This window comes from Haoranjiania flava, assembly GCF_025631005.1.
Taxonomy (GTDB): Bacteria; Bacteroidota; Bacteroidia; order Chitinophagales; family Chitinophagaceae; genus Haoranjiania; species Haoranjiania flava.
On record NZ_JAOTPL010000005.1, the window covers coordinates 1 to 20,424 of the forward strand.

Consider the following 20,424-nt stretch of genomic DNA (forward strand, 5'->3'; position numbering starts at 1 on the left):
TTCTGCAGCTTGACGCAGGCAGGGAATTTTAGCTCTACCGTTGATGCGAGAACCGAAGTTCAAATATAGCACAAAAGTTCAAACGGTGCAATTCACCCCTGCTTGCGTTCAAACCGCTTGTTGTAGAATGGTGCATCACTATATTTACTAAATTTGTGTTTTGGTCGAATATTATGAATTATAAATTGAAAATTTTTAAAGCAGTTGCCCAAACTCAAAGCTTTAGTTTGGCTGCTAAGCAATTACATATCTCACAACCTGCAGTTTCTAAGTGTATTAAGAACTTAGAGGAGATGTATGGCAAAGCTTTTTTTGAAAGAAATGCTAACTCTATTTATTTGACCAAGGAAGGGGTGTTATTTCGAGAATACGCCGAACGAATCATTCAACTTTATGAAGAATTAGAAGATGAGTTTTTAGGCGAAAAGATTTTTTCCAACGAAGTTAGCATAGGAGCAAGTACAACGATAGCTAATTATATTTTGCCTAAACTGCTCATCGCAATTCAGAAGAATTATCCGGAATTAAAAATCAATTTAGTAGTCGGAAACACCTTTGATATCCAACAGGCAGTGCTGAAAAAAGAAATAAACCTCGGCATTGTTGAGGGCGACAATCACAATACCCGACTTCAATACAGTAAATTTCTAGAAGATGAATTGGTGGTTGTTTCCAAGTATAACCAAGAAGATGCAGACACGATTAGTTTAACCGGGTTTATAAATTTGCCAATTGTTGGCCGCGAGGTGGGTTCAGGCACGAGAGAAGTGATAGAAAACGCCTTGCAAAAACATAACCTGAGTATATCGGAATACCACGCTGTTCTTGGAAGTACAGAAAGCATTAAGAATTATTTATTAAACTCTAATGTTTTTTCGATTTTGTCCATACATTCAGTTGAACAAGAATTAAAATCGGGCCAAATTAGGATTATAGATGTTGATGAATTGGAAATTAAACGATGGCTTTTTTTCATTACCCGCCAGGGATACCAATCTAAACTAACCACTAAAATCCAAAATCTTCTTTCAAACACCTATAACCAAAAGGAATAGACTACAAGAAATCACTTTGGTGTTGTTGTAAAGATTATACTGTCCTTTGCAGGAAATTAATCGTTATGACAAAGAAAAATATTGCTATCGCTGTTTACATACTGCTTACAGTTTGTGCGTTCTTGGGTTTTGTGAATAGTGCAGAAGCCTTGATTGGAGGTTTTTTAACGACCTTATTTCTTGGAAACCATTTTGAAAAGTTAAAGAGTAAACTCATCCATTGGCTCCTGGAAATTTCCGTTGTTGGTTTGGGATTTGGAATGTTTATAAAACAAACGCTTCAAACAGGCAAAGAAGGATTTGGGCTAACCGTTTTTACCATTTTTTCAACGATTATTTTAGGTTTCTTATTGACCAAACTTTTTAAATTAGATAAAAAACTGGGGGTTATGGTGTCTTCGGGAACTTCTATATGCGGAGGTAGTGCAATAGCCGCAGTTTCGTCTGTCATAAAAGCGAAGCCTAAACCTATTTCAATAGCTTTGGGCGTGGTGTTTTTTCTGAATGCTATTGCTTTGTTCGTTTTTCCGCCAATTGGTCATCTATTCCATTTAAGCCAAAAACAATTTGGTTTATGGGCAGCCGTTGCCATTCACGATACGAGTTCTGTTGTGGGGGCATCTATGGAATATGGTCAAGAGGCACTACAAGTTGCTACTACAGTAAAACTAGCAAGGGCTTTATGGATTATTCCTGTGTCCATACTATCGATGGTGTTTTTTAAGAGTAAAGGTGGAAAGATAAAAATCCCTTGGTTTATATTGCTTTTCATTTTGGCAATATTAATCAACTCCTATTTCAAATTACCTGAAACTTTAACCCATTCCATTACGTCGATTTCTAAAAGTTTGTTGGTTGTAACGCTTTTATTGATTGGAAGTAGTCTTTCAATAAAAGACATAAAAGAAACTGGTTTAAAACCCTTTCTGCTCGGAATTTTCTTATGGATTTTTGTTTCTGTTACATCACTCTATCTTATCCTTGAAGTTATTTGATTTTTGTGGTGTTCCTCGGCACTTGCCTACAACGGATTAGGTATTTCTGTTGGCGGGGATTATTATAAATGGTTTTTGTAAATATCAAAATGAACAATTAGCGAAAATCTTCATGTTGTAAACTTCAGCCCCGCTAATAGAAATACTGTTATGCCCAGTTTTTTTTCTACAATATTGTTTCAATACGTTCATTTGTCAAATCTTCATTTATCCATAAATACACTAAATTCATCGCCTTGTCAACGGTTTCTTTTGTAAGAAATAGTGCAATTACTAATTCAGGAATTCTATAATTATCGTAATATATATCATCTAACCAAGCAGAAATTAAATACTTTTCATTTTCTTCCAATGAAGTTTGTATAATTTTGATGTCATCCTGTATAATACGTATAGCTTTAGTTTTACTGTCGTTTACAAAAGTGAAAATTGGATTGGCATCATAAATTTTCTTTCCTTGTGCGTCAGAGTTTTTGAAAATTTCTGTTTCCTTCGTTAACTTTATTTGCAAGCGAGATTGAAGTTTTCTTTTCCAATAGCCCTGATTAAGATTATAAATTCTTTTGTCCTCTGAATATTTGTCAAATAATAGTTTCTGCTCCATAATTAGTTGTCATTTTGAGGATTATCAATAAATGCCACTCCTGCGTTTACTTCAATGTCAACTCTAATTTTTCTGTTTCTAAAGTCGTCATAATAAGACTTTTTCATTTGAGCAGAAACACCGTAACTTGGTGTTGACAATATTCGATTCCTACATTGTTGTAAAGCATTTGTCCGTAAAACAAGTTCAGGATTTGTTAGTTGAGCTTGTAAATTATCAACGCTCGTAATACCCATATGTTTAAAATGGTCAGTACTTAAAGCCCACGGTTCTGATTTTTCAGTTCCATTACCTTGCGCTTGTATTCGTCCTCTATTCATAATTGATATGATGTAGTTCTAAAATTGGGCATAACGGTTTGCCGCTTGCCGCAGTGGGGGATTTCGGAGCACTTCACTGTCAACCAAGCACAAATGTTGATAGTAGCACTGCACTTGATTTAACCACGTCAACCCCCATTGCGGCAAACGGCTGTTACCAGCTGCCGTTTCTTCTGTCATTGAGGTATTCCTTTTCTATTTGTGTTGTCAATCCAGCTTTTAACCTTACCCATTAAGTCCCATACATCACCTGCTGTCGGTTTTGTGTAACCAGCAGTTTCAGGATTATCGCCCATTTTTGCAAAAATGTCAATTAACCAATTTGAACCATGTCCAGTTGCGTTTAACTGTTTAAGCCAGCCCTCTAACTCACCTTGTCTAATTACAAACACGCCATATTCATCTAGTTGGTTAAAAAAGTTTGAACAAGCCTCTTTGTCTTCACCGTTTAATAAATCAATTCCACCTGCGATTTTCCAGTTTTGTCCAGTGGTATTTAACGTATCATAAAGACTTTTTCTTTGGTTATGAAATGGCTGTTGATTTAATGTCGGGATAAAAGAACCGTCAAGAAGTTTTGTAAATACTTGTCCGCCTTCTTTTAATACATCAATATCAACTATACCAACAGTAGGAATGCCAAGTTCTCGTAATGGTTTTACAATTTCCCAAACGGTCTGTTTATTCTGAGCATTGATAAATAGACAATTATTTATTCCTCGTGGGTCATTTTCAGATAATAACCTTTCGTTTATTTCTTGATAAAATGCCCTATCAGAGTCCGCTTCGGTTACGATTACAGATTCAAAGAACAAACCGTTTAATACTCCTGTTGAGCGTAACAATGGGTGACGCATTAAGTGAAGTATTTTGTCTTTAGGTAGAATACGTGAAGTTGGAATGCCATTTTTGTATGTCAGCCTTACAATGTTGAGTGGTGCTCCTGATTGAATACAACCCATTAGAAAAGATGAACTGTGGGTAGCAACCAATAATCTCTTTTTTGATGTTCTTAATGAACGTCCTATCTCTTTTCCAAGTTTGTTAGATAATGCTGGATGTAAAAATGCTTCTGGTTCATCTATTAATGTGATTTTTGGGTCACCTGCAAGAAGAGTTGTCATAATACCAGAGAATGCCTTTACACCATCGCTTGCATCTTGAATGAGCAATGCTTTTTTATGAAAATTAATTGCTTCGTTCTCCCAGCCTTTTTCTTCTCTTTCTGTTGCAGGTTCAGTGTCCGATAGCCTTACCCTTAATTTTCCAATATGTGTAGGGTCTATCACATAGTATTTTCCGAAGGCTTCGTAAACAATTCTTCTCAACTCTTTTCGTAATGCATTATCTATAAATAGATGTGCAAGATGATTAATAGGAGTAGTTTGTAGGTCTCCGGCTTCTTGTTCCCTTAAAAGATTCAACCTGTTTGTTCCATCAAGACGCAAGGTGTATATGTTTAGAAAATTCTGATAATATCCTTGTCTGTTATTGGGATTTTGAGCTTCATTCACAAGTCTTTCTTTGTGAACTTGAAATCTTGCTGCTTGGTTGTCTTGCGGATTAACTTTGCCGATTAAAATATGCCCTGGATTAATATTTTCTCCTAATCTGGGTGTTTGTTCAATTTTTGAAATTTCACTTTCTATTTCATCCTTTGTAAGGGAAGTGAAAATAATATTGTCAAGTATTAAGTCATTCGGTTGTCCATGTGTGTTTCGTGAATATTTTTCTATTTCGATAAGTATTCTACTTTTTCCTGAATTGTTTGGCCCAACAAAAACAGTAATAGGTGTCAAATCAATTTCAAGATTTGGTTGTCCTTGTGATGAACCTGATTTTAATTTTATTTTGTCTATCATTTCTTATCTTTTTGATTCGTCTTAGGGTTGCAGGTAACGTTTTCGGGCTTTGCGTTCGGGCGGGTTTCGGAGCACAAAACTGTCAACCAGCACTGAACTTGAAAAGAAGCATCCCGATGCATCGGGACACGTCACCCCGCCTGACGCAAAACCCGTGTTAGCACTCGTTTTTATTTTCGATTAAAATAGAAGTCCGCTGTCAATGAAGTCGATTCCCATGGTACTTGCGTGTCTTTTGACTTTTCCATTACCGCTTTTCGCACCTTTTGAAACAACTGAGTAATTGTCAAGTTGACTGATTTTATTTCTGCAATTAGTTCGCCAGTATATAACCCGTTTTTTCCTTCACCGTCTGATGCTGTCTTACCTGGTGATGTAGAGTAGGCAATTAATGAACCTTTTGGAGCGTCCATAACGGCAAAACCTCTCTGCGACAAATCTCTACCCCAACTACGTTCAAATGGATTGTTACGGCAAGCATCAAGAATAATCAAGTTCACAGATGTTTTGGCGTTTTCCATATGGCTCAATATTCGGTCTACTTGAACACAGTCATATTCAACCGTTCTTTCACTTTTTAGATTCGCATCAACGGGTATCAGATAGTTTAACCCTTTTACTTGAACGCCATGACCCGCAAAATAAAATAGTCCTACATCATATTTTTCTAACTCAGTTCCGAAATCGTCTATTTTAATTTTTAAATCTTTCAGGTTTGGATTTTCTGCATACATCACGTCAAAACCTAATGATTCCAAATTCTGTTTTATAGCTACTGCATCGTTCAAAGGGTTTTCTAAAAGACCAGCGAATTCATATTGACTACATCCAACAACTAACGCAATTTTTCTTTGTTTTGCGTCAGCACTTGAAGTGGATGCGTTTCCCGCTGCAATTTCACGATAACCATATATTGGCTTTCCTGCGATTTTGGATTTTTCATAAAACTCAATTCCGCTTTCTGAAAGGTTTCGATTATATATTTCAATTAATTGACCTACTCCTTCATCGTCAGTTCTTGACACTGGATTAATTGTCAGGGATAGAAATTTCAAAAATATTTCTTCTTCGCAATGAAGTAAGTTAAATCGTCTGTCTGTGAAGACCCAATCATCTTCCCAATCATAATTCATAATTCTGTGCTTATGAATATCATCATATGCATTGTCAAATCTTGAATCGAATGACGGCATTTTCGACAAATCAAAAATTCTATTTAAAAAATCAGGTTCTTCAAGTCTGCCAGACCATGAAATTTTATTTAATGTAATTTCGTCAAAGATTGCTTGACGGACAATTATTGATATTTTCATTTGGACTTCTTTGTCAGTGTCAATTTTGGGATTCCACGAAATACTTCGGATATGCATACCCAAAGCAGTAGCAACTTCCATTAGTTGTGTTTCTATTATTTTAATTTCTTTTTGAAAATCGAGCTGGAGTTTCAAATAGTATTTTCCCGGTATTCCGATTTGGGCATCCATTAAGTCAGTCATCCTGTCGCTACTCATTTCGAAAAGAGTGTCAACATATAATAAGTCAACACTACACTCAGAAATAAGTCGTGCAGAATCAAGTTCTCCAACGTCTTTTAACCACTTAAGTAATTCTTTTTGCATGTCGTCCTAAAATGAGTGCTAACATCCAAATATACGCAGTTCGTTTATTTATTAATTATATAGTTCGTTTATCAAATCTTCATTAACTTTATAATTGATTGATGTTGTGGGGATTGAAGTGAGTTTACATCATTTAGTAAATCAGATAAACGAACTTATGGATCGGGATCAACTCCTTCATCGTTTTAAAAATATACTGATCACACAAAGATATAGTAATAACAGCATCAAGACCTACACCGGATGTGTTAGTTATTTTTTATCCGTTTTTAAAAACTACAAGCCGGAGGATATCACCTTTGACCTGATAGAAAGATTCATCAACTGGCTGGTCAGCGAAAGAAAAATCAGCGCTTCCTATCAAAAACAAATGCTCTTTGCTACTGGTAAATTTTACCAGACCGTATTCGACAAAAAAATCAACCTGTATCCTCTCTATCCGCAAAGACAAGAGCATAAACTGCCTAAATATCTGTCTGCAAAGGAGGTTTCCAAAATTATTCAATCTACTCAAAACCTGAAACATAAAACAATTATTTCTGTACTCTACGCGAGCGGCATGCGTTTGTCTGAGGTTATTCAACTAAAGCTATCAGATATTCATTCGGCAAACAAATGCATCCGGATCAATCAGGCAAAAGGTAACAAAGAGCGCCTGGTAATCTTGTCTGATAAATTATTGATTCTGCTGCGGGAGTATTATAAAGTGTATCAACCGGAGCAATGGCTGTTCGAAGGCAACGCCGGCAGCCAGTATTCTGCAAAAAGTATTCAAAAGGTAGTAAGTGAGGCTGCTATAAAAGCGGGCATTCCGGTGCGCGTAACGCCTCATATGCTGAGACATAGTTTCGCTACTCATCTGCTAGAAAACGGTACCGACATCCGGCTTATCCAGGAACTGCTTGGACATAATTCAATAAAAACTACAGAAAAATATACAAAAGTTACTGACATATTTAAATCAAAAATAAAAACCCCTTTTGATTTTTTATAGACAAAAACCTCACTTTGCCTCGCCCTACAACTCCTTAATCTTAATGTTCTGAAACCAGACCTCATCGCCATGATCTTGTAATAAAATTTGTCCTTCCGCGGCATTGCCGAAATCGGGCCAGTCTTTGTATTTGCTGTAGTTTACCAGCGCGTTCCACATCTGGTTGTTACGCTCGTACTCAACAATTTTTACATCATTGAGCCAGTGCTCTACATGGTTGCCTTTTACTACGATCATGGCGGTATTAAAGAAGCCGCTGCGGAATGGTTTATTTTCTTTTGCCGGTATCAGGTCGTACAATGAGCCTAAAGTCCTGTTGCCTTTTACGCCCAGCTTAGCATCCGGATGAACCTGGTCGTCCAGTATCTGGAATTCGCAGCCGATAGCAGAACCCGCGCCTTTATTAAGTTCCGGGTCTACAAAATATTTAATACCGCTGTTGGCGCCCTTGGTTATTTTAAAGTCTGCCTTCAGTATAAAGTTTTTAAATTTTTTTGTGGTGATAATGTCGCCGCCGTTGGTAGATTCCCCGCCGCCGCTTTTGAGCACCTTCAAAACATTGTGTTCCATCACCCAGCCTCTTTCCGGGAAAGAAGTGTGTTTAGCTGCGCGCCAGCCGTTTGTGGTTTTCCCGTCCCAAAGCAGTTGCCAGCCTTCGGATTTTTCCCTGGCCGACAGCGTGTTGGCAATGGCATTCACCTGCGGTATCTTATTCCCCTTCCTGGTGTATTTATGCAGGTCCTTATCTGCTATGCGAATATTTTTCCAGCGGATGGTTTTTCCTTCATCTTTTTTATCGCCGATGGAATGCACCTGCAAGGCTATAAATCCTTCTGAAGTAACATTGTCCAGCAGGTCAGCGGCGGGCACATCATTTATCCAGGTGCGTATGAAATTGCCGATGGCTTCAATACGAGCCTTGTTCCATTCGTTTTGTTTGAAAGCCTTTTGTGCCGCGGGGTTTGCGGTTAAAGTGTACAGCCATCCCCTGCGCGCTTCATCGTAAATGCCGCCTGTCCATGCCCGTGGCGACGGGTCTATCTCGTACTGGTAGCCGTGTACCCTGCCGTTGTTGTATTCAGCCAGGCTATTGCTTCTGAACTGTACACCGGAGTTGAGGTCTTTATCTACCATAAATTCAAATTCCAGAATAAAGTCTTTGTATTTTTTATCTGTAGCCAGAAAAGTGTTGGGTGTATTTGCCTGTGAAATGCCTGTGATCTCACCGTTTGCTGCTTTGTATGTTGCAGAGCCATTGAGTTTGGACCATCCGGTAAGGTCTTTGCCATTGAACAGGTATGTCCATTTTTGTGCAGCAGCAAAAGAGCAGCACATTGACAAAAGCAGGGTAAACAAAAGATAATGCTTCATGTGTGTATATTTTATTTTTCTTTATAGTCGCACGGAATAACCTTTATTCATTCGCGGTTGGTATGCAACTTTGCTTATGGCTATTTCATGTGTTAATATTTAAATTTTACTGTTTGCCACACAGAATAACCAAAACCTTCATTCTTTATTATCATTCTCGGTTGGTAAAGATTCGTAATCATTATGGTTATTTCTTGTGTTAATATTTAATTTTTTCTGTTTGCCACACGGAATAACCAAAACCTTCATTCTTTATTATCATTCCCGGTTGGTGTAGATTCCTAATCTTTATGGTTATTTCATTCATATAATTTTAAGTTCGCCGCTTTGCGGCTAATGTTTTTGTGGAATGGAACGCTGATTATACATTTACCTGTGCGCGAAAAATTATCATGAGCGTTTCATGTGTTAATATTTAATTTTTACTGTTTGCCACACGGAATAACCAAAACCTTCATTCTTTATTATCATTCTCGGTTGGTATAGATTCCTAATCTTTATGGTTATTTCATGTGTATTTATTTTAGTTTGCCCGCAAGCGGGCTATATTTTCTGTCCTGGGGCAATAGCAGGTAATTATCGCAGCGTTGGATCGCCTTAGGCAAGAAGCTGTTTCCTTTAATTATTATTTCCTGATCACACTTTATAAAACTCTTCCCACCCCTTTCTTGGCACAGGTCCTGCCAGTAGTGCATTGGCAAAGGCATCATTGGTGATCTGTTGTGTATGTGTATTGAATTGTAATTTTTTATTCACGCGTTGTGCAATTACACCGAGGGAGAATACCTGGCTTAGCGGCCCGTGGATTTCAAAAGGAGAGCGCGTTTTTTCCTGGCCACTGCAGGCAAGCAAAAAATTCGCAAAATGGTTAGAAGTGCTTTCCGGCACACGCGGCAGCTTGGAAGCCATAGCTTTTGCTTTTTCTTCAGGGATAATGGACAAGGTACTGCCGTGTGATCCACCTTTGAAAGTCAGCGTTTTACTGTAAATAATTTTGCCTGGATTTAATTTGGCCGGTTGAATGGTGTTGTTGCCTGCGGGCGGTATATTCGGGTCAAGCGCAGATGTGCCGTAGCCTTCCGGCACTTCAGGTATATTATCTACACCATCATACCAGGTAACATCTACAGGCGGCATTTTGCCTCTTGCCGCAAAACGGAATAAAATAGTAGATGCTTTAGGAAAGAAATAATCATTGTGCCCTTCGATCTTCAACGGGTTGATCTCGTAGGGAAGTTGCAGTTGCAGAAACTCGTGTGCTGTATCCAGAATGTGGGCGCCCCAATCGCCCAGCGCGCCCATGCCGAAATCGTACCAGGCGCGCCACTGGCCCATGTGAAAATCTTTGTTGTAGTCGTGATAAGGAATAGCTGCCAGCCATTCGTCCCAGTCAAGCGTATCGGGTACAGGTTCAGCGGCAGGAAATTTTTTTATGTTCACATCCCAGTTGTGCCAGCGACGCGGAGCATTCATGTGCGCGGTAATAGCGGTAACATCTTTGATGATGCCTGCATCTTTCCAGGCTTTGAACTGAAAATAGTTTGCTTCGGAATGTCCCTGGTTGCCTACCTGGGTAACCACCTTATTGTATTTCTTTGCGGCTTTGATCAGCAGTTCGGCTTCCAGGAAAGTCCTGGCCATGGGCTTTTCTACGTATACATGTTTACCTCTTCTTAGTGCATCCATGCAGATAGGAAAGTGGGAGTGGTCCGGCGTACCTATACAGACGGCTTCCACGTGGTTGCCCATCTTATCAAACATTTCCCTGAAGTCTTTAAATCTTTTAGCGCCGGGAAATGCATCCAGCATTTTTTGTGTATGTGCAGCGCCTAAGTCTGCATCGCAGAGGGCTACAATGTTCGCAAGGCCTGTTTTGTACAGCTCGCTGATGATGTCTGCACCGCGGTTGCCGATGCCTACGCAAGCCAGGTTAATTTTCCTGCCTGCATTTTTTATCCTGTTATAACCTGCTGCTGTGGAGGTGTTCCGCAGACCTGTAAGGGCAATTCCGGTTGAAGCTACGGCTGCCGTTTTTAAAAAGTTTCTTCTGCCTGGCATGATTAAATTATTTTCATTAAAAGGGTAGATAAATCAAATTTAGTTCTTTTTCCTAATGCCAGCTATGTGAGTCAATATTTTTCCCTAAAAATACATCGTCTTATACGGATATCGTACCAGGTACATTTCTCTTACTTTGAGCAGGATAAATTCGCGTAAAAACCACATTGCTTTTATTTATCAGCTAAAGAAAAATGTTGTTAATGTAAACTTAATATTATACATTTGATAGACTCCTTATTTTTGTTTCGATATCACGTAAAACAAATATTGTAATGGACGTAGAAACTTTACATAATTTAAAAGAGGGTAGTTGTACGGCATTCAAAACTATTTATCAGAAATGGAAAAGCAAAGTTTATTTCTATTTTTTATCAAAAACCAAAGATGAAGAAGCTGCCAAAGAACTTACACAGCTAACCTTTATAAAATTATGGGAATATAGATCTTCTGTTGACATCCGCTTGAGTACAGAACAACAGCTTTTTCAAAAAGCAAGACTTATTTTCATTGACCATTTACGAAAGCAGGCACGCGAAAGAAACTTGTATAAGACAGATATTGCTACAATACAACATCATCAGTGTTACTCTCCGCACAATTCCTATGAAGAGAGCGACGCGCTTCAGCTGGCTATTGAATCTTTACCAAAAAGCAGACAGCAAATTTTCAGATTGAAATATATTCAGGGTTATTCTTATAAAGAAATATCAGATCATCTATCTATTTCCCCTAAAACAATAGATAATCAACTGCTGAAAGCTTTAAAGCAATTGCGCAAAAAACTTCGATTCAAAGGAGCGATATTTTTATAATAATAACAATTTGTATAATTCCTATTGTGCATTATTTTATTTCAAGATCTGCCCAATATGGTAAATGATCGGACTCGTAGGTTGCTTCGGTCATTACCTTTTCGTTGACTAATGAAAAAGTGTTTTTGTTAGAATAAAAAATAAAATCTATTTTCCTGTTAGGTTTTATGTTGGGGATAGTTGGCTCATGCCTGTTGCTTGCATCCGTAAAAAAAGTTTTTAATTTGCTTACAGAAGCGCTGTTGCTCACCGCATTAAAATCGCCTGCTATTATTATCGGAGTTTTATGTTGAACCGTTTCTAATATTTTTTCTATCTGCATTATACGGTTTTTTTCATTGTTTACATCAAGATGGGTAGACCCGAACCAGATATATTTTTTGTTCGGCAAGTGTACTTTTGCCATCGCAAGTACACGGTCCTCACTCCTTATGCTTTCAAGCTTGGGTAATGACGTTGTAGTTGTATCTGTAAGTTTGTACTTAGATAAAATGCCTACGCCATAGGCGCCACCTTCGAAAGAAATGGCTTTGCCAAAATAGTAATACATATGGAGAAGTTTTGCCAGCTCTTGCAGTTGAAATACTTTTCCTGATCTGATAGTTACGCTATCTAATTCCTGAATGGCAACAATATCAGCTTTTGAGTTTCTAATTACTTTAGCAATGGCGTCAAGCTTTATAATAGACTTGTCTTCAGACGGCGGATTAGCGTGATGAATATTATAGGTAAGTACACGTACAATTGTTTTGTGTGATGGATTGTTTTGAACATAACATGCTGAAAAGAAAAAGATTGATCCTACAATAAGTAATTTTTTCATTTTTATGAATTTATTAGAAAACTTCTACAGCAGCTTTTGTACTTACTTGGTCACTGCAGAAGTTTTATTTGTCTGTATTATGGATAATTAAATAAAGAAACCGGATTGAATTTAGTGCGCATATCTTCTGCAGGAACAACTATATCCAGTACTACAGTGCCTTTTTCGGAGCCGGCATTTGTATAAGCCTTAACCAATGCTAATCCGAATGCCTGATTGTTGACTGCGCCTGTTGCAACGTCCCAGCTGCCCCATCCGAATATGAAGCCTGTTCCTATTACAGGGTCTCCGCTTATTCGCCGGTTGGTTGTAGTAATGTTGTAATTTTCTCCAATCGGAGCAGGTCCTTTAATATTGACATTAATATAATTATCCAAGTTGCTGTCCCAGATCAGAGTATCTAAAGCAGCGGGCGTTACACTTCTTCTGTTTGCTGTTACCATTGTATAAGTAGCTTTTGTAAATCCTGCCATATAAGGAGCTACAGCTGTTTTATAAGCAGCCCCTGCGGTAAATATGTAAGGAGGCACAAATCTGAAAGCATTGTTGTAAATGATGGAGCCAAAGTCTATCATATCCTGCGCTGCAGCAGCGTTGGTCACATCAAATACATGTGGCGATTTATATGCAGAGAACCAGTTGTTTTTGCCGGGGCCAATCTCTGTTGTAAGTACAATATCTCTAAATCTTAGGAGCCTCCTGTTTACCTTGAGCACAGGTAGTTCAATCACCTGCATTTTGCCTCCCTGGTTAGTTGCTGAAATTCTTATAGCCTGAATCTCTAAAGCTCCTGTATAATTTATCTCAAATTTAAAATCATCTGGAGGTGTGCCTGGCTGCAGGTTTTGTTCGGCTGTATAAGTTCCGTTTTGTTTTATGGCATAAGAAAGGCTGCTTATATCAGATCCGGAAGAAATATTGCCTGATATCTTGTTTGTGCTATCAACATATAAATTAGCTATACTGGTAATGTTGCCTGTAAGGGTGATGCTGATAGCATCATCTACTACCGCTCCTATTTTAAAAGTATCTACTACAGTACCACCATAAATATTTTTTGCTGATAAGATGATGGCTGTTAAACTCTTTGATACCAATACATTTGTTGAGAATGATGTGCTTTTTTTATCGCTAAAAGCAATGGGTGTTTCCTGGGATACAACACCATCTTTAAGTGTTTTATAAGATATAGATGCCAGATCGTATTTTGAGGTAATATTTCCATTGATGAGCAGTTTTTTATTCTCGAAAACAGTTGCCTGGTATTTAATGCCGTCTTTAAATGAAAGTACAGGTAGTTCCCTGATCTCAGCCATGGTAATATGAACCTCTGAGCTGTAGTTGTTTTTATCGAAAGAAACAATCACCAGTTCCAGCATAGAAGGTGCAATTTTAAATACAATTTCCTGTTGTACAGATGTAGGAAAGTTTGTAAAGTCTACATTCACCGGCGTTTCTGATCTTGTACCATTGGCGGTCTGAGTAATAAAAAAATAGGAAAAACGCTTTATGCCTGCTTCTGAAAGAAGGCTAACGGGAATGGTGACCTCATCGCCAACATTTATACCTTTAATATTCTCATATTCTTTTGAAATATTAATTTGGGGGCCACTGCCACTATATTCTATCCATTCAGTTTTTTTGCAGCTTGCCAGGAGAAACAACAAAGTAAGGATGCTGAAAATATTTATAAATCTGGTATTCATATTGCTTAAATTTTATCTGTTAATTTTTAATTCTGCCACAACCGGAAGATGGTCTGATGCATAAAATTCAGGTATGGTAATGTGTGAATTTACAGTAAAGGCTGCTGTTGGTTTATATGCCAGTATATCTATTACTGACTGCGGATTTTGCGCGCTGAAAGTACGCGGGCACGCTCCTCCTTTACAGGTGCGGGTGAAGGCTGCGTCAAAAATGTTGTAAAATTCATTGGCCGTTTCCGTTTCATTGAAATCGCCGCCCAATACTACCCTGTAACTTTGAGAGCCAAGATGAGCTACAATATCTTTTATTTGTTGTAAACGATTGGTAGAGCTGTTGTGCTGCAAATGAGTAACAGCAGCTAAAACAGAGTCTACTCCCGGAAGGTCTACAATAGCAGTTCCTAATACACGCTGTTCGGTAGCGTCGCTTTCTTTAGTGAGATTATATTTCCGGATATTTTTTAACGGATATTTGCTGAGCATAGCCACACCATAAAACCCGCTGTTTTGAGCCTTTGCGGAGTAGAAAACAGCATTCATGTTTGTCAGCTTGCCAAGCGTTAAAGCCATATCCCCTTTATAACCATTTCTGCCTGTGCCCTTATCCACTTCCTGCAAAAAAACAATGTCAGGATTGCCCCGTTTTATAGCTTCTGCAATGGCCAAGGTGTCTACTTCACCCGGCTTGGAAGGAGGGTTGCTGATATGAATATTATATGTCATTATTTTTAAAGCAGACAACAGCTCTTGACCATCATTATTGCCTCCTATGGAAGATGCGTTTTCGTTTGGTAATTCTATATATGTTGCCGGGCCTTCAGGCATATAAGGCTGTTTATTGCACGCTATTATAAATAATAAGACTGCGGCCGCTGGTATAAATATTTTATTCATCGGTATATTTTTATTGTTTAAATGGTTCTAAGTTGTCAAGAAGTGATATAGCATTCTTATATATATAATTATTGCATTTATTCTTTAAAATATTTACTGTTTCCAACCCGGATTTTGTGTGAGATTTGGATTCAACCGCAAATCTTCCAGTGGTAGCGGGAACAGGTAATCACGATCTTCCCGGAAAGTTTTAATGATGTTTCTATTGGTAATAATATTGCCTTTTGTTTCTTGGTCCAGCTCACTTACGGGCATCTGATAGATTCCGGCAGCAGGTGGTTTATTGCCGGTATAAATCTCAATTTCAAATGTGCCGTTATTATCAAGATCAAATCTGCCTGCACTCGGGAAATACATACCTTTGAATGGCGTGGCAAGAAGGTGTCCTTCTTTCCAGCGCATCAAATCGTCCCAGCGGTTATTGTTTTCCATGACCAGTTCAATACGCCGTTCGCGACGGATTTCAAGAATCACACCTTTATTTGTACCGCTTACGTTTTTATACATACCTGACTGGTAGGGATCCGGATTTGCATTGGCGTCTGCCAGGGAAAGGTTTGGCATCCCTACTCTGCCTCTGAGTAGTTTTATGGAACGGTCAATATCTTCCTGTGTCAATGTTCCCAGCTCTGCCTTGGCTTCAGCATAATTGAGCAGAACTTCTCCGTACCTGAATAGCAAAAGATCCTGATAAGACTGGCTACTTAAATCCATTGTTGCGGCGTTCAGCCACTTGATAGGTTGATAGCCTGTCATTGTTGAGGCAAAGTTTACCGGTGAAATTGTAGTAGCTCCAATACGCGTATATCCGGGCAGTTTTATTGTTTGTCCCAGCCTGGGGTCTCTGTTTTGTACTTCTTTAAAGTACTGAAGCGTATCATATCCCGGTATGTCTGTAAATCTTGAGCCGTCTGCCATCAGGTAACTGTTCACCAATCTTTTTTCAAGTCCGGGTTTGCCCTGTGTAGTTGAGGTGAAGTAAAACTGGAGATTGTGCCTCAAGCCTAAATCATTTGAAAACCGGCGGCCCAAAATAACTTCTGTTGCAACCGGTTCTAAGGTCATATTCGCGAATAGATCAGTATATGGCTTGCCGGTAGGTCCGTTAATTCCGGTGTATAAGCTGTATTGTCCGGAATTCATTAGTTCGAATGATGCATTTACACATTCATTAAGAAAACGATCAGCATCCTGTAAGTTAAACTCTGTATGATATTTGCGCCAGGTTCCTTCGTATAGAGTTACTCTTGATTTTAATGCTAATGCTGTCCATTTCGTAATTCTTTCTAAGCTTTTAGCAGTGCCCAGATGGTCAATAGCAAAATTAAGATCTGCCAAAACAGAATCCATTACCAGGGTACGCGGATCTCTTGCCTTCATAAGGTTTGCTTCATCATTTGTTTCTATAACAGTACTAAACCAAGGGACATCGCCATACCACCTTACTTTATCAAAATAAAACAGTGCTCTGAAGAATCTTGCCAATCCCATGTATTTGTTGCGAATGTCTACATTAGGGAAATTTTTTACATTACTACTGTTTAAAAAGAAGTTGATATTCCTTAGCGGTTGCCAGTTCCATCTTGTTGCATCCGTAGTAGGGATATTTCTTATGCCGCTGATTTCGCCGCTTACAGATGATTTAACCACGTTATCGTAATCTTCACCATAGATATAAGTTGCAGATGGCAAATTTTCATAAAAAGAGTTTGTATAGGATCTCAGATCATTCTCTGTTTTAAAAAATGTTTGTGGCGAAAAAGATGCTGTTGGATATTGCTCCAGTAAGTCTTTGTTGCATGATGCTGCCACTATGAGCAACAACAGAGTGGTATATTTAAAAGATTTTCTATTCATGTGTTAATATTTCATGTGTGTATAATTAATTTTTTCTGTTTGCCACATGGAATAACCAGCTTTTTAGATTCATACTCATTCACGGTTGGTATAGATTTCTAATCTTTATGGTTATTTCATTTTATTTATAATTTTCCTGGATTTAAAATGTTATATCAATGCCAAATGAATATGTTTTGCTGAAAGGATATACCCTTCCGTCAATATTTGCCATGGCCTGTTCGGGGTCAATATATTTTGTCCTCAGTTTTGTCCATGTAAACAGATTTTCTCCGCTCACAAAAACTCTGAAATCCTGCACTTTTACCTTTTTTGTAATGTTCTGTGGAACTTTATATCCCAATGTCAGGTTTTTAAGCCTTATGTAAGCGAGGTCTTGCAAGTATTTATTATTGGTAGCTCTCAGCTCATTGTTTGCGTTCAATGCTACGTAAGCAAGGAGGTTGGGAAAATAAGCATTAGGATTTTCGGCGCTGTAAACATTTTTTTCAAAATCGGCTGGAATAAACGAGAAATACGGCCTTGAATAAGGGCCCCAGAACCTGTCTGCATTGTTGCCGGGATACCAGTTCATTTTTCCTAAGCCCTGGAAGAAAACTGAAATATCAAACCCTGACCAGTTCAATGAACCATTGATGCCGTAAGTATAGCGCGGTGTGCTGTTTCCAATAACTCGCTGATCACCGGGCTTTTCAACTGTATTGTCTCCTGCAGTTATTTTCCCGTCTCCATCCAGATCTACCCACCTGAGGTCGCCGGCACGGAGGGGAATATTATTGTCTATCCTTACTCGGTTTAAAAAAGTCTGATCTATGGGATATGTCTTTGCTTCGGCGTCCGTTTTAAAGTAGCCATCTGTAATATACCCCCATATTTCACCGATTTGCTTACCTTCATATAGTGTATATGTCAGTTGGGTCGGGTTATTTATTTTTATGATTTCAGAGCGGGAGTCTGCTAAAATAGCTCCAAAACTATATCTGAAGGGTTTTCCTGCCAATTGTTTATTATCTGTCCAGTTTACCGACAATTCAAAGCCAATGGTTTTCAGATCAGCTACATTTACCAGTGGCTGGTTAGCTCCAAAAACATTCGGTATTTTAACATCGCCGCTGAGCATGCCACGTGTATATCTTACAAACTTGTCGTAGGTAATTGATAGCCTGTTTTGAAATAAAGCAATATCTAAGCCCCCATTATAGGTTGTAATTCTTTCCCAAGTAAGGTTGCCGGATACCGGATTGGGGGCCCGGTAACTCATAGGCCTCTCCCCGTCTAAAATATAATCTAGTACAGTAGGGTTCATTGTGAGTATATAAGGGTAAGGGCTTGATACATCCTGATTGCCTAATGCCCCTGCTGAACCTCTTATTTTAAAATCATTTATTATGTTTTTAACTGGCCGCCAGAAAGTTTCTTCGCTTACACGCCACCCCGCTGAAACCGACGGGAAAAAGCCCCAGCGATCATTCTTTGGAAAGCGAGATGATCCATCATAGCGCCCACTGGTTTCCAACAGATATTTGCCCTTGTAATCATAATTGAAACGATAAAAATATCCCTGCAAAGCATATGCGCTGGAGCCGCCCCTCACCAGTGGCGCCGTTGTTGCCAAATTCAAGTCATTCAGATCTTCAGACAATATATCGTCTGCCTGTGCAGTAATTTTTTTGGCTGTAAAATGCTCCTGGTTGAAACCGGCCATCAATTTAAAGTTGTGGGACGCGCCAATTCTTCTGGTATATTCAGCAAAAGCATTTATAATGTAAGACTGATTAAATTGCTGGTCTTCAATAAGCCTGTTTGTTGCATAACGGGTATTTGGGACAACCACACCCGGCTCCAAAGAAAAATAAGTAGGTACTGTCCTGTAAAAACTCGGGTCTGTATACATATTGTAGCTGTAGTTTGCAGTTATGGTGAGGTCCTTTACAGGAGTGAAAACAGCTTCTGAAATAGAAGTAAGCTCATACTTTCGCTCAACTCCTTTTGACTTTCCGTTTAAAAGCATAGAGTATATACCGTCACCAATGTCATAGCTGTTTAAGCCGCTGCGGTAAAATGCTGTACCATCCGGATTCCAGGGCGCATAGGCAGGAGATGCATGAACATTTATTGCTACGAAATTTGCATTGGCACCTCCCTGCCGACCCCAATAAGCGTAATTCATATTGTAGAAATTCAGGTTTTGAGAAACCTTTAACCACGGATATAATTGTGCTGATACTTTAGTGCGTAATCCGTAGCTCTTATACTTATCGGTATTCAACCTTAAAATGCCATCCATCATTTTAGCATTCCCGTTTATCATGTATTGCACTTTATCTGTACCGCCGCTTATATTGATATTATGGTTTTGGTAAGGCTGCCATTTGGTGAAGGTTAAGTTCCACCAATCATAATTACCATAATAAACGTAAATATCTTTTTCACTTCCATCAGCAAGCTTTCTTCGTTGGATAGTAGCCCAAGGCCTTTCAGGATGTTCGGTCTTATCATTTCTGCGGGCGTATAGTTCTGCCATGTCCTGTTCTGTATAGCGAGAGTATCCGCCAACGTGCGCCAGTGCACGGTCGTTAAGCCTCATCCAGTCATAGGCAGTAGTCATGAAATCTGTACTCACATTCGGAGTATTAAAACCAAAAGCATTATTATAACGAATTGATACTTTTCCTTTGGCGCCGGCTTTTGTAGTAACGAGTACTACGCCAAAACCGCCTCTGGCACCATATACCGCAGCAGATGCAGCATCTTTTAATACTGTTATTGTTTGTATTTCTTCAGGAGAAAGCCTGTCAAGCGTTCCGGGAACTCCGTCAATTAAAACCAATGGGCCTCCAGTAAGCGCGTTGTTTCCGCTTATAGAAGTTACGCCACGTACGTTTATACTACCCATTGTGCCTGGTGCGCCCCCTCCAAACCTGATGTTCAGGTTGGGAATTGTTCCTTGTAGCATTTGTGATATATTGGTAACAGGACGATCACGCAAATCATCGCCGCTAACCTGTGTTACCGCCCCTGTCAGGGTTACTTTTCTCTGTGTACCGTATCCTACTACAATTACGTCCCGCAAGTCGCTGCTGTCGCTGGGTTGCATGCGAATGAGCAGTGAATTGGTTTGACCGGAAACAATTTCAAAAGCCGGTATTTCTGCTGTTGTATAGCCTACTGCCGTTGCGGTGATATTGTATAGTCCACTTGCCGAGATGTTGGTAATTTCAAATGCTCCGTCCGTGCCGGTAACAGCGTTGTAAACAACACTTTCCTGGGCAGCAGTTTTCACCGATATCGTTACCCCCGCCATAGGACTTTCGGCTTCGCTTAGAACGGTGCCTCTTAACAAAGTCGTATTCTGACTAGAGGCACCCAGACAACTAAGCAGCAATATCAATAGGCTACATAACAGTCTGCTCATAGCTTTAGTTAGTATTATCTGTGTAGGTTTCTTGTT

At 39.0% G+C, this 20,424-nt stretch carries 15 protein-coding genes; 4 read left to right on the forward strand and 11 right to left on the reverse strand.

Features of this window, described 5'->3' with window-relative positions; genetic code table 11:
- Window positions 1-173 precede the first annotated feature (173 nt).
- Together OD355_RS04880 and OD355_RS04885 are read left to right on the forward strand one after the other, a co-directional pair.
- Window positions 174-1,055 carry a LysR family transcriptional regulator gene (locus OD355_RS04880; protein ID WP_263037337.1) on the forward strand — a complete coding sequence of 294 codons (882 nt, stop codon included), beginning with the start codon at window positions 174-176 and terminating at the stop codon, window positions 1,053-1,055.
- Window positions 1,056-1,120: 65 nt separating this feature from the next.
- Window positions 1,121-2,050 (forward strand): YeiH family protein, encoded by a 930-nt coding sequence (locus OD355_RS04885; protein ID WP_263037338.1) that lies wholly within the window; start codon window positions 1,121-1,123, stop codon window positions 2,048-2,050.
- A 166-nt stretch (window positions 2,051-2,216) separates the two neighbouring features.
- Here OD355_RS04885 and OD355_RS04890 read toward each other — a convergent pair whose 3' ends face one another.
- The 4 genes from OD355_RS04890 to OD355_RS04905 all read right to left on the reverse strand — a co-directional run bounded on the left by OD355_RS04890 (window position 2,217) and on the right by OD355_RS04905 (window position 6,455).
- Window positions 2,217-2,654 (reverse strand): hypothetical protein, encoded by a 438-nt coding sequence (locus tag OD355_RS04890; protein WP_263037339.1) that lies wholly within the window; start codon window positions 2,652-2,654, stop codon window positions 2,217-2,219.
- A 2-nt stretch (window positions 2,655-2,656) separates the two neighbouring features.
- Window positions 2,657-2,974, reverse strand: a complete 318-nt coding sequence (locus OD355_RS04895; RefSeq protein ID WP_263037340.1) for a hypothetical protein — start codon at window positions 2,972-2,974, stop codon at window positions 2,657-2,659.
- A gap of 176 nt (window positions 2,975-3,150) precedes the next feature.
- Entirely contained in the window at window positions 3,151-4,836 is a 1,686-nt protein-coding gene (locus tag OD355_RS04900) for an ATP-dependent nuclease (RefSeq protein ID WP_263037341.1), read from the reverse strand.
- A 170-nt stretch (window positions 4,837-5,006) separates the two neighbouring features.
- On the reverse strand, window positions 5,007-6,455 hold the full coding sequence (locus OD355_RS04905; protein ID WP_263037342.1) for an AbiJ-related protein: 1,449 nt from the start codon (window positions 6,453-6,455) through the stop codon (window positions 5,007-5,009).
- Between the two features lie 157 nt (window positions 6,456-6,612).
- On the opposite strand from OD355_RS04905, the gene xerA reads away from it, so the two are divergent.
- Window positions 6,613-7,449: a site-specific tyrosine recombinase/integron integrase gene (gene xerA, locus OD355_RS04910; protein WP_263037343.1), complete on the forward strand. Its 837-nt coding sequence runs from the start codon at window positions 6,613-6,615 to the stop codon at window positions 7,447-7,449.
- 24 nt (window positions 7,450-7,473) lie between these two features.
- On the opposite strand, the gene OD355_RS04915 is transcribed toward xerA, so the two are convergent.
- Window positions 7,474-8,820 (reverse strand): 3-keto-disaccharide hydrolase, encoded by a 1,347-nt coding sequence (locus OD355_RS04915; protein ID WP_263037344.1) that lies wholly within the window; start codon window positions 8,818-8,820, stop codon window positions 7,474-7,476.
- A 636-nt stretch (window positions 8,821-9,456) separates the two neighbouring features.
- Window positions 9,457-10,878 (reverse strand): Gfo/Idh/MocA family oxidoreductase, encoded by a 1,422-nt coding sequence (locus tag OD355_RS04920; protein WP_263037345.1) that lies wholly within the window; start codon window positions 10,876-10,878, stop codon window positions 9,457-9,459.
- A 275-nt stretch (window positions 10,879-11,153) separates the two neighbouring features.
- Between OD355_RS04920 and OD355_RS04925 the strand changes: the two genes are divergently transcribed.
- Window positions 11,154-11,693 (forward strand): RNA polymerase sigma factor, encoded by a 540-nt coding sequence (locus tag OD355_RS04925; RefSeq protein ID WP_263037346.1) that lies wholly within the window; start codon window positions 11,154-11,156, stop codon window positions 11,691-11,693.
- 31 nt (window positions 11,694-11,724) lie between these two features.
- Here the strand turns inward: OD355_RS04925 and OD355_RS04930 are convergent, their stop codons facing one another.
- The 5 genes from OD355_RS04930 to OD355_RS04950 form a co-directional block, all read right to left on the reverse strand.
- Window positions 11,725-12,516, reverse strand: a complete 792-nt coding sequence (locus OD355_RS04930) for an endonuclease/exonuclease/phosphatase family protein (RefSeq protein ID WP_263037347.1) — start codon at window positions 12,514-12,516, stop codon at window positions 11,725-11,727.
- A 77-nt stretch (window positions 12,517-12,593) separates the two neighbouring features.
- Window positions 12,594-14,222, reverse strand: a complete 1,629-nt coding sequence (locus OD355_RS04935) for a hypothetical protein (protein ID WP_263037348.1) — start codon at window positions 14,220-14,222, stop codon at window positions 12,594-12,596.
- Window positions 14,223-14,234: 12 nt separating this feature from the next.
- Window positions 14,235-15,116, reverse strand: a complete 882-nt coding sequence (locus OD355_RS04940; RefSeq protein WP_263037349.1) for an endonuclease/exonuclease/phosphatase family protein — start codon at window positions 15,114-15,116, stop codon at window positions 14,235-14,237.
- Window positions 15,117-15,209: 93 nt separating this feature from the next.
- Complete coding sequence (locus OD355_RS04945) at window positions 15,210-16,973, reverse strand: RagB/SusD family nutrient uptake outer membrane protein (protein WP_263037350.1); 1,764 nt, start codon at window positions 16,971-16,973, stop codon at window positions 15,210-15,212.
- 142 nt (window positions 16,974-17,115) lie between these two features.
- Entirely contained in the window at window positions 17,116-20,388 is a 3,273-nt protein-coding gene (locus OD355_RS04950; RefSeq protein ID WP_263037351.1) for a SusC/RagA family TonB-linked outer membrane protein, read from the reverse strand.
- Window positions 20,389-20,424 lie beyond the last annotated feature (36 nt).

Bases quoted from the DNA above. Each gene is read 5' to 3' on its own strand.
- OD355_RS04920 (WP_263037345.1), bottom strand. From the start codon at position 10,878: ATGCCAGGCAGAAGAAACTTTTTAAAAACGGCAGCCGTAGCTTCAACC.
- xerA (WP_263037343.1), top strand. From the start codon at position 6,613: ATGGATCGGGATCAACTCCTTCATCGTTTTAAAAATATACTGATCACA.
- OD355_RS04890 (WP_263037339.1), bottom strand. From the start codon at position 2,654: ATGGAGCAGAAACTATTATTTGACAAATATTCAGAGGACAAAAGAATT.
- OD355_RS04940 (WP_263037349.1), bottom strand. From the start codon at position 15,116: ATGAATAAAATATTTATACCAGCGGCCGCAGTCTTATTATTTATAATA.
- OD355_RS04925 (WP_263037346.1), top strand. From the start codon at position 11,154: ATGGACGTAGAAACTTTACATAATTTAAAAGAGGGTAGTTGTACGGCA.
- OD355_RS04935 (WP_263037348.1), bottom strand. From the start codon at position 14,222: ATGAATACCAGATTTATAAATATTTTCAGCATCCTTACTTTGTTGTTT.
- OD355_RS04930 (WP_263037347.1), bottom strand. From the start codon at position 12,516: ATGAAAAAATTACTTATTGTAGGATCAATCTTTTTCTTTTCAGCATGT.
- OD355_RS04880 (WP_263037337.1), top strand. From the start codon at position 174: ATGAATTATAAATTGAAAATTTTTAAAGCAGTTGCCCAAACTCAAAGC.
- OD355_RS04945 (WP_263037350.1), bottom strand. From the start codon at position 16,973: ATGAATAGAAAATCTTTTAAATATACCACTCTGTTGTTGCTCATAGTG.
- OD355_RS04905 (WP_263037342.1), bottom strand. From the start codon at position 6,455: ATGCAAAAAGAATTACTTAAGTGGTTAAAAGACGTTGGAGAACTTGAT.
- OD355_RS04885 (WP_263037338.1), top strand. From the start codon at position 1,121: ATGACAAAGAAAAATATTGCTATCGCTGTTTACATACTGCTTACAGTT.
- OD355_RS04915 (WP_263037344.1), bottom strand. From the start codon at position 8,820: ATGAAGCATTATCTTTTGTTTACCCTGCTTTTGTCAATGTGCTGCTCT.
- OD355_RS04895 (WP_263037340.1), bottom strand. From the start codon at position 2,974: ATGAATAGAGGACGAATACAAGCGCAAGGTAATGGAACTGAAAAATCA.
- OD355_RS04900 (WP_263037341.1), bottom strand. From the start codon at position 4,836: ATGATAGACAAAATAAAATTAAAATCAGGTTCATCACAAGGACAACCA.
- OD355_RS04950 (WP_263037351.1), bottom strand. From the start codon at position 20,388: ATGAGCAGACTGTTATGTAGCCTATTGATATTGCTGCTTAGTTGTCTG.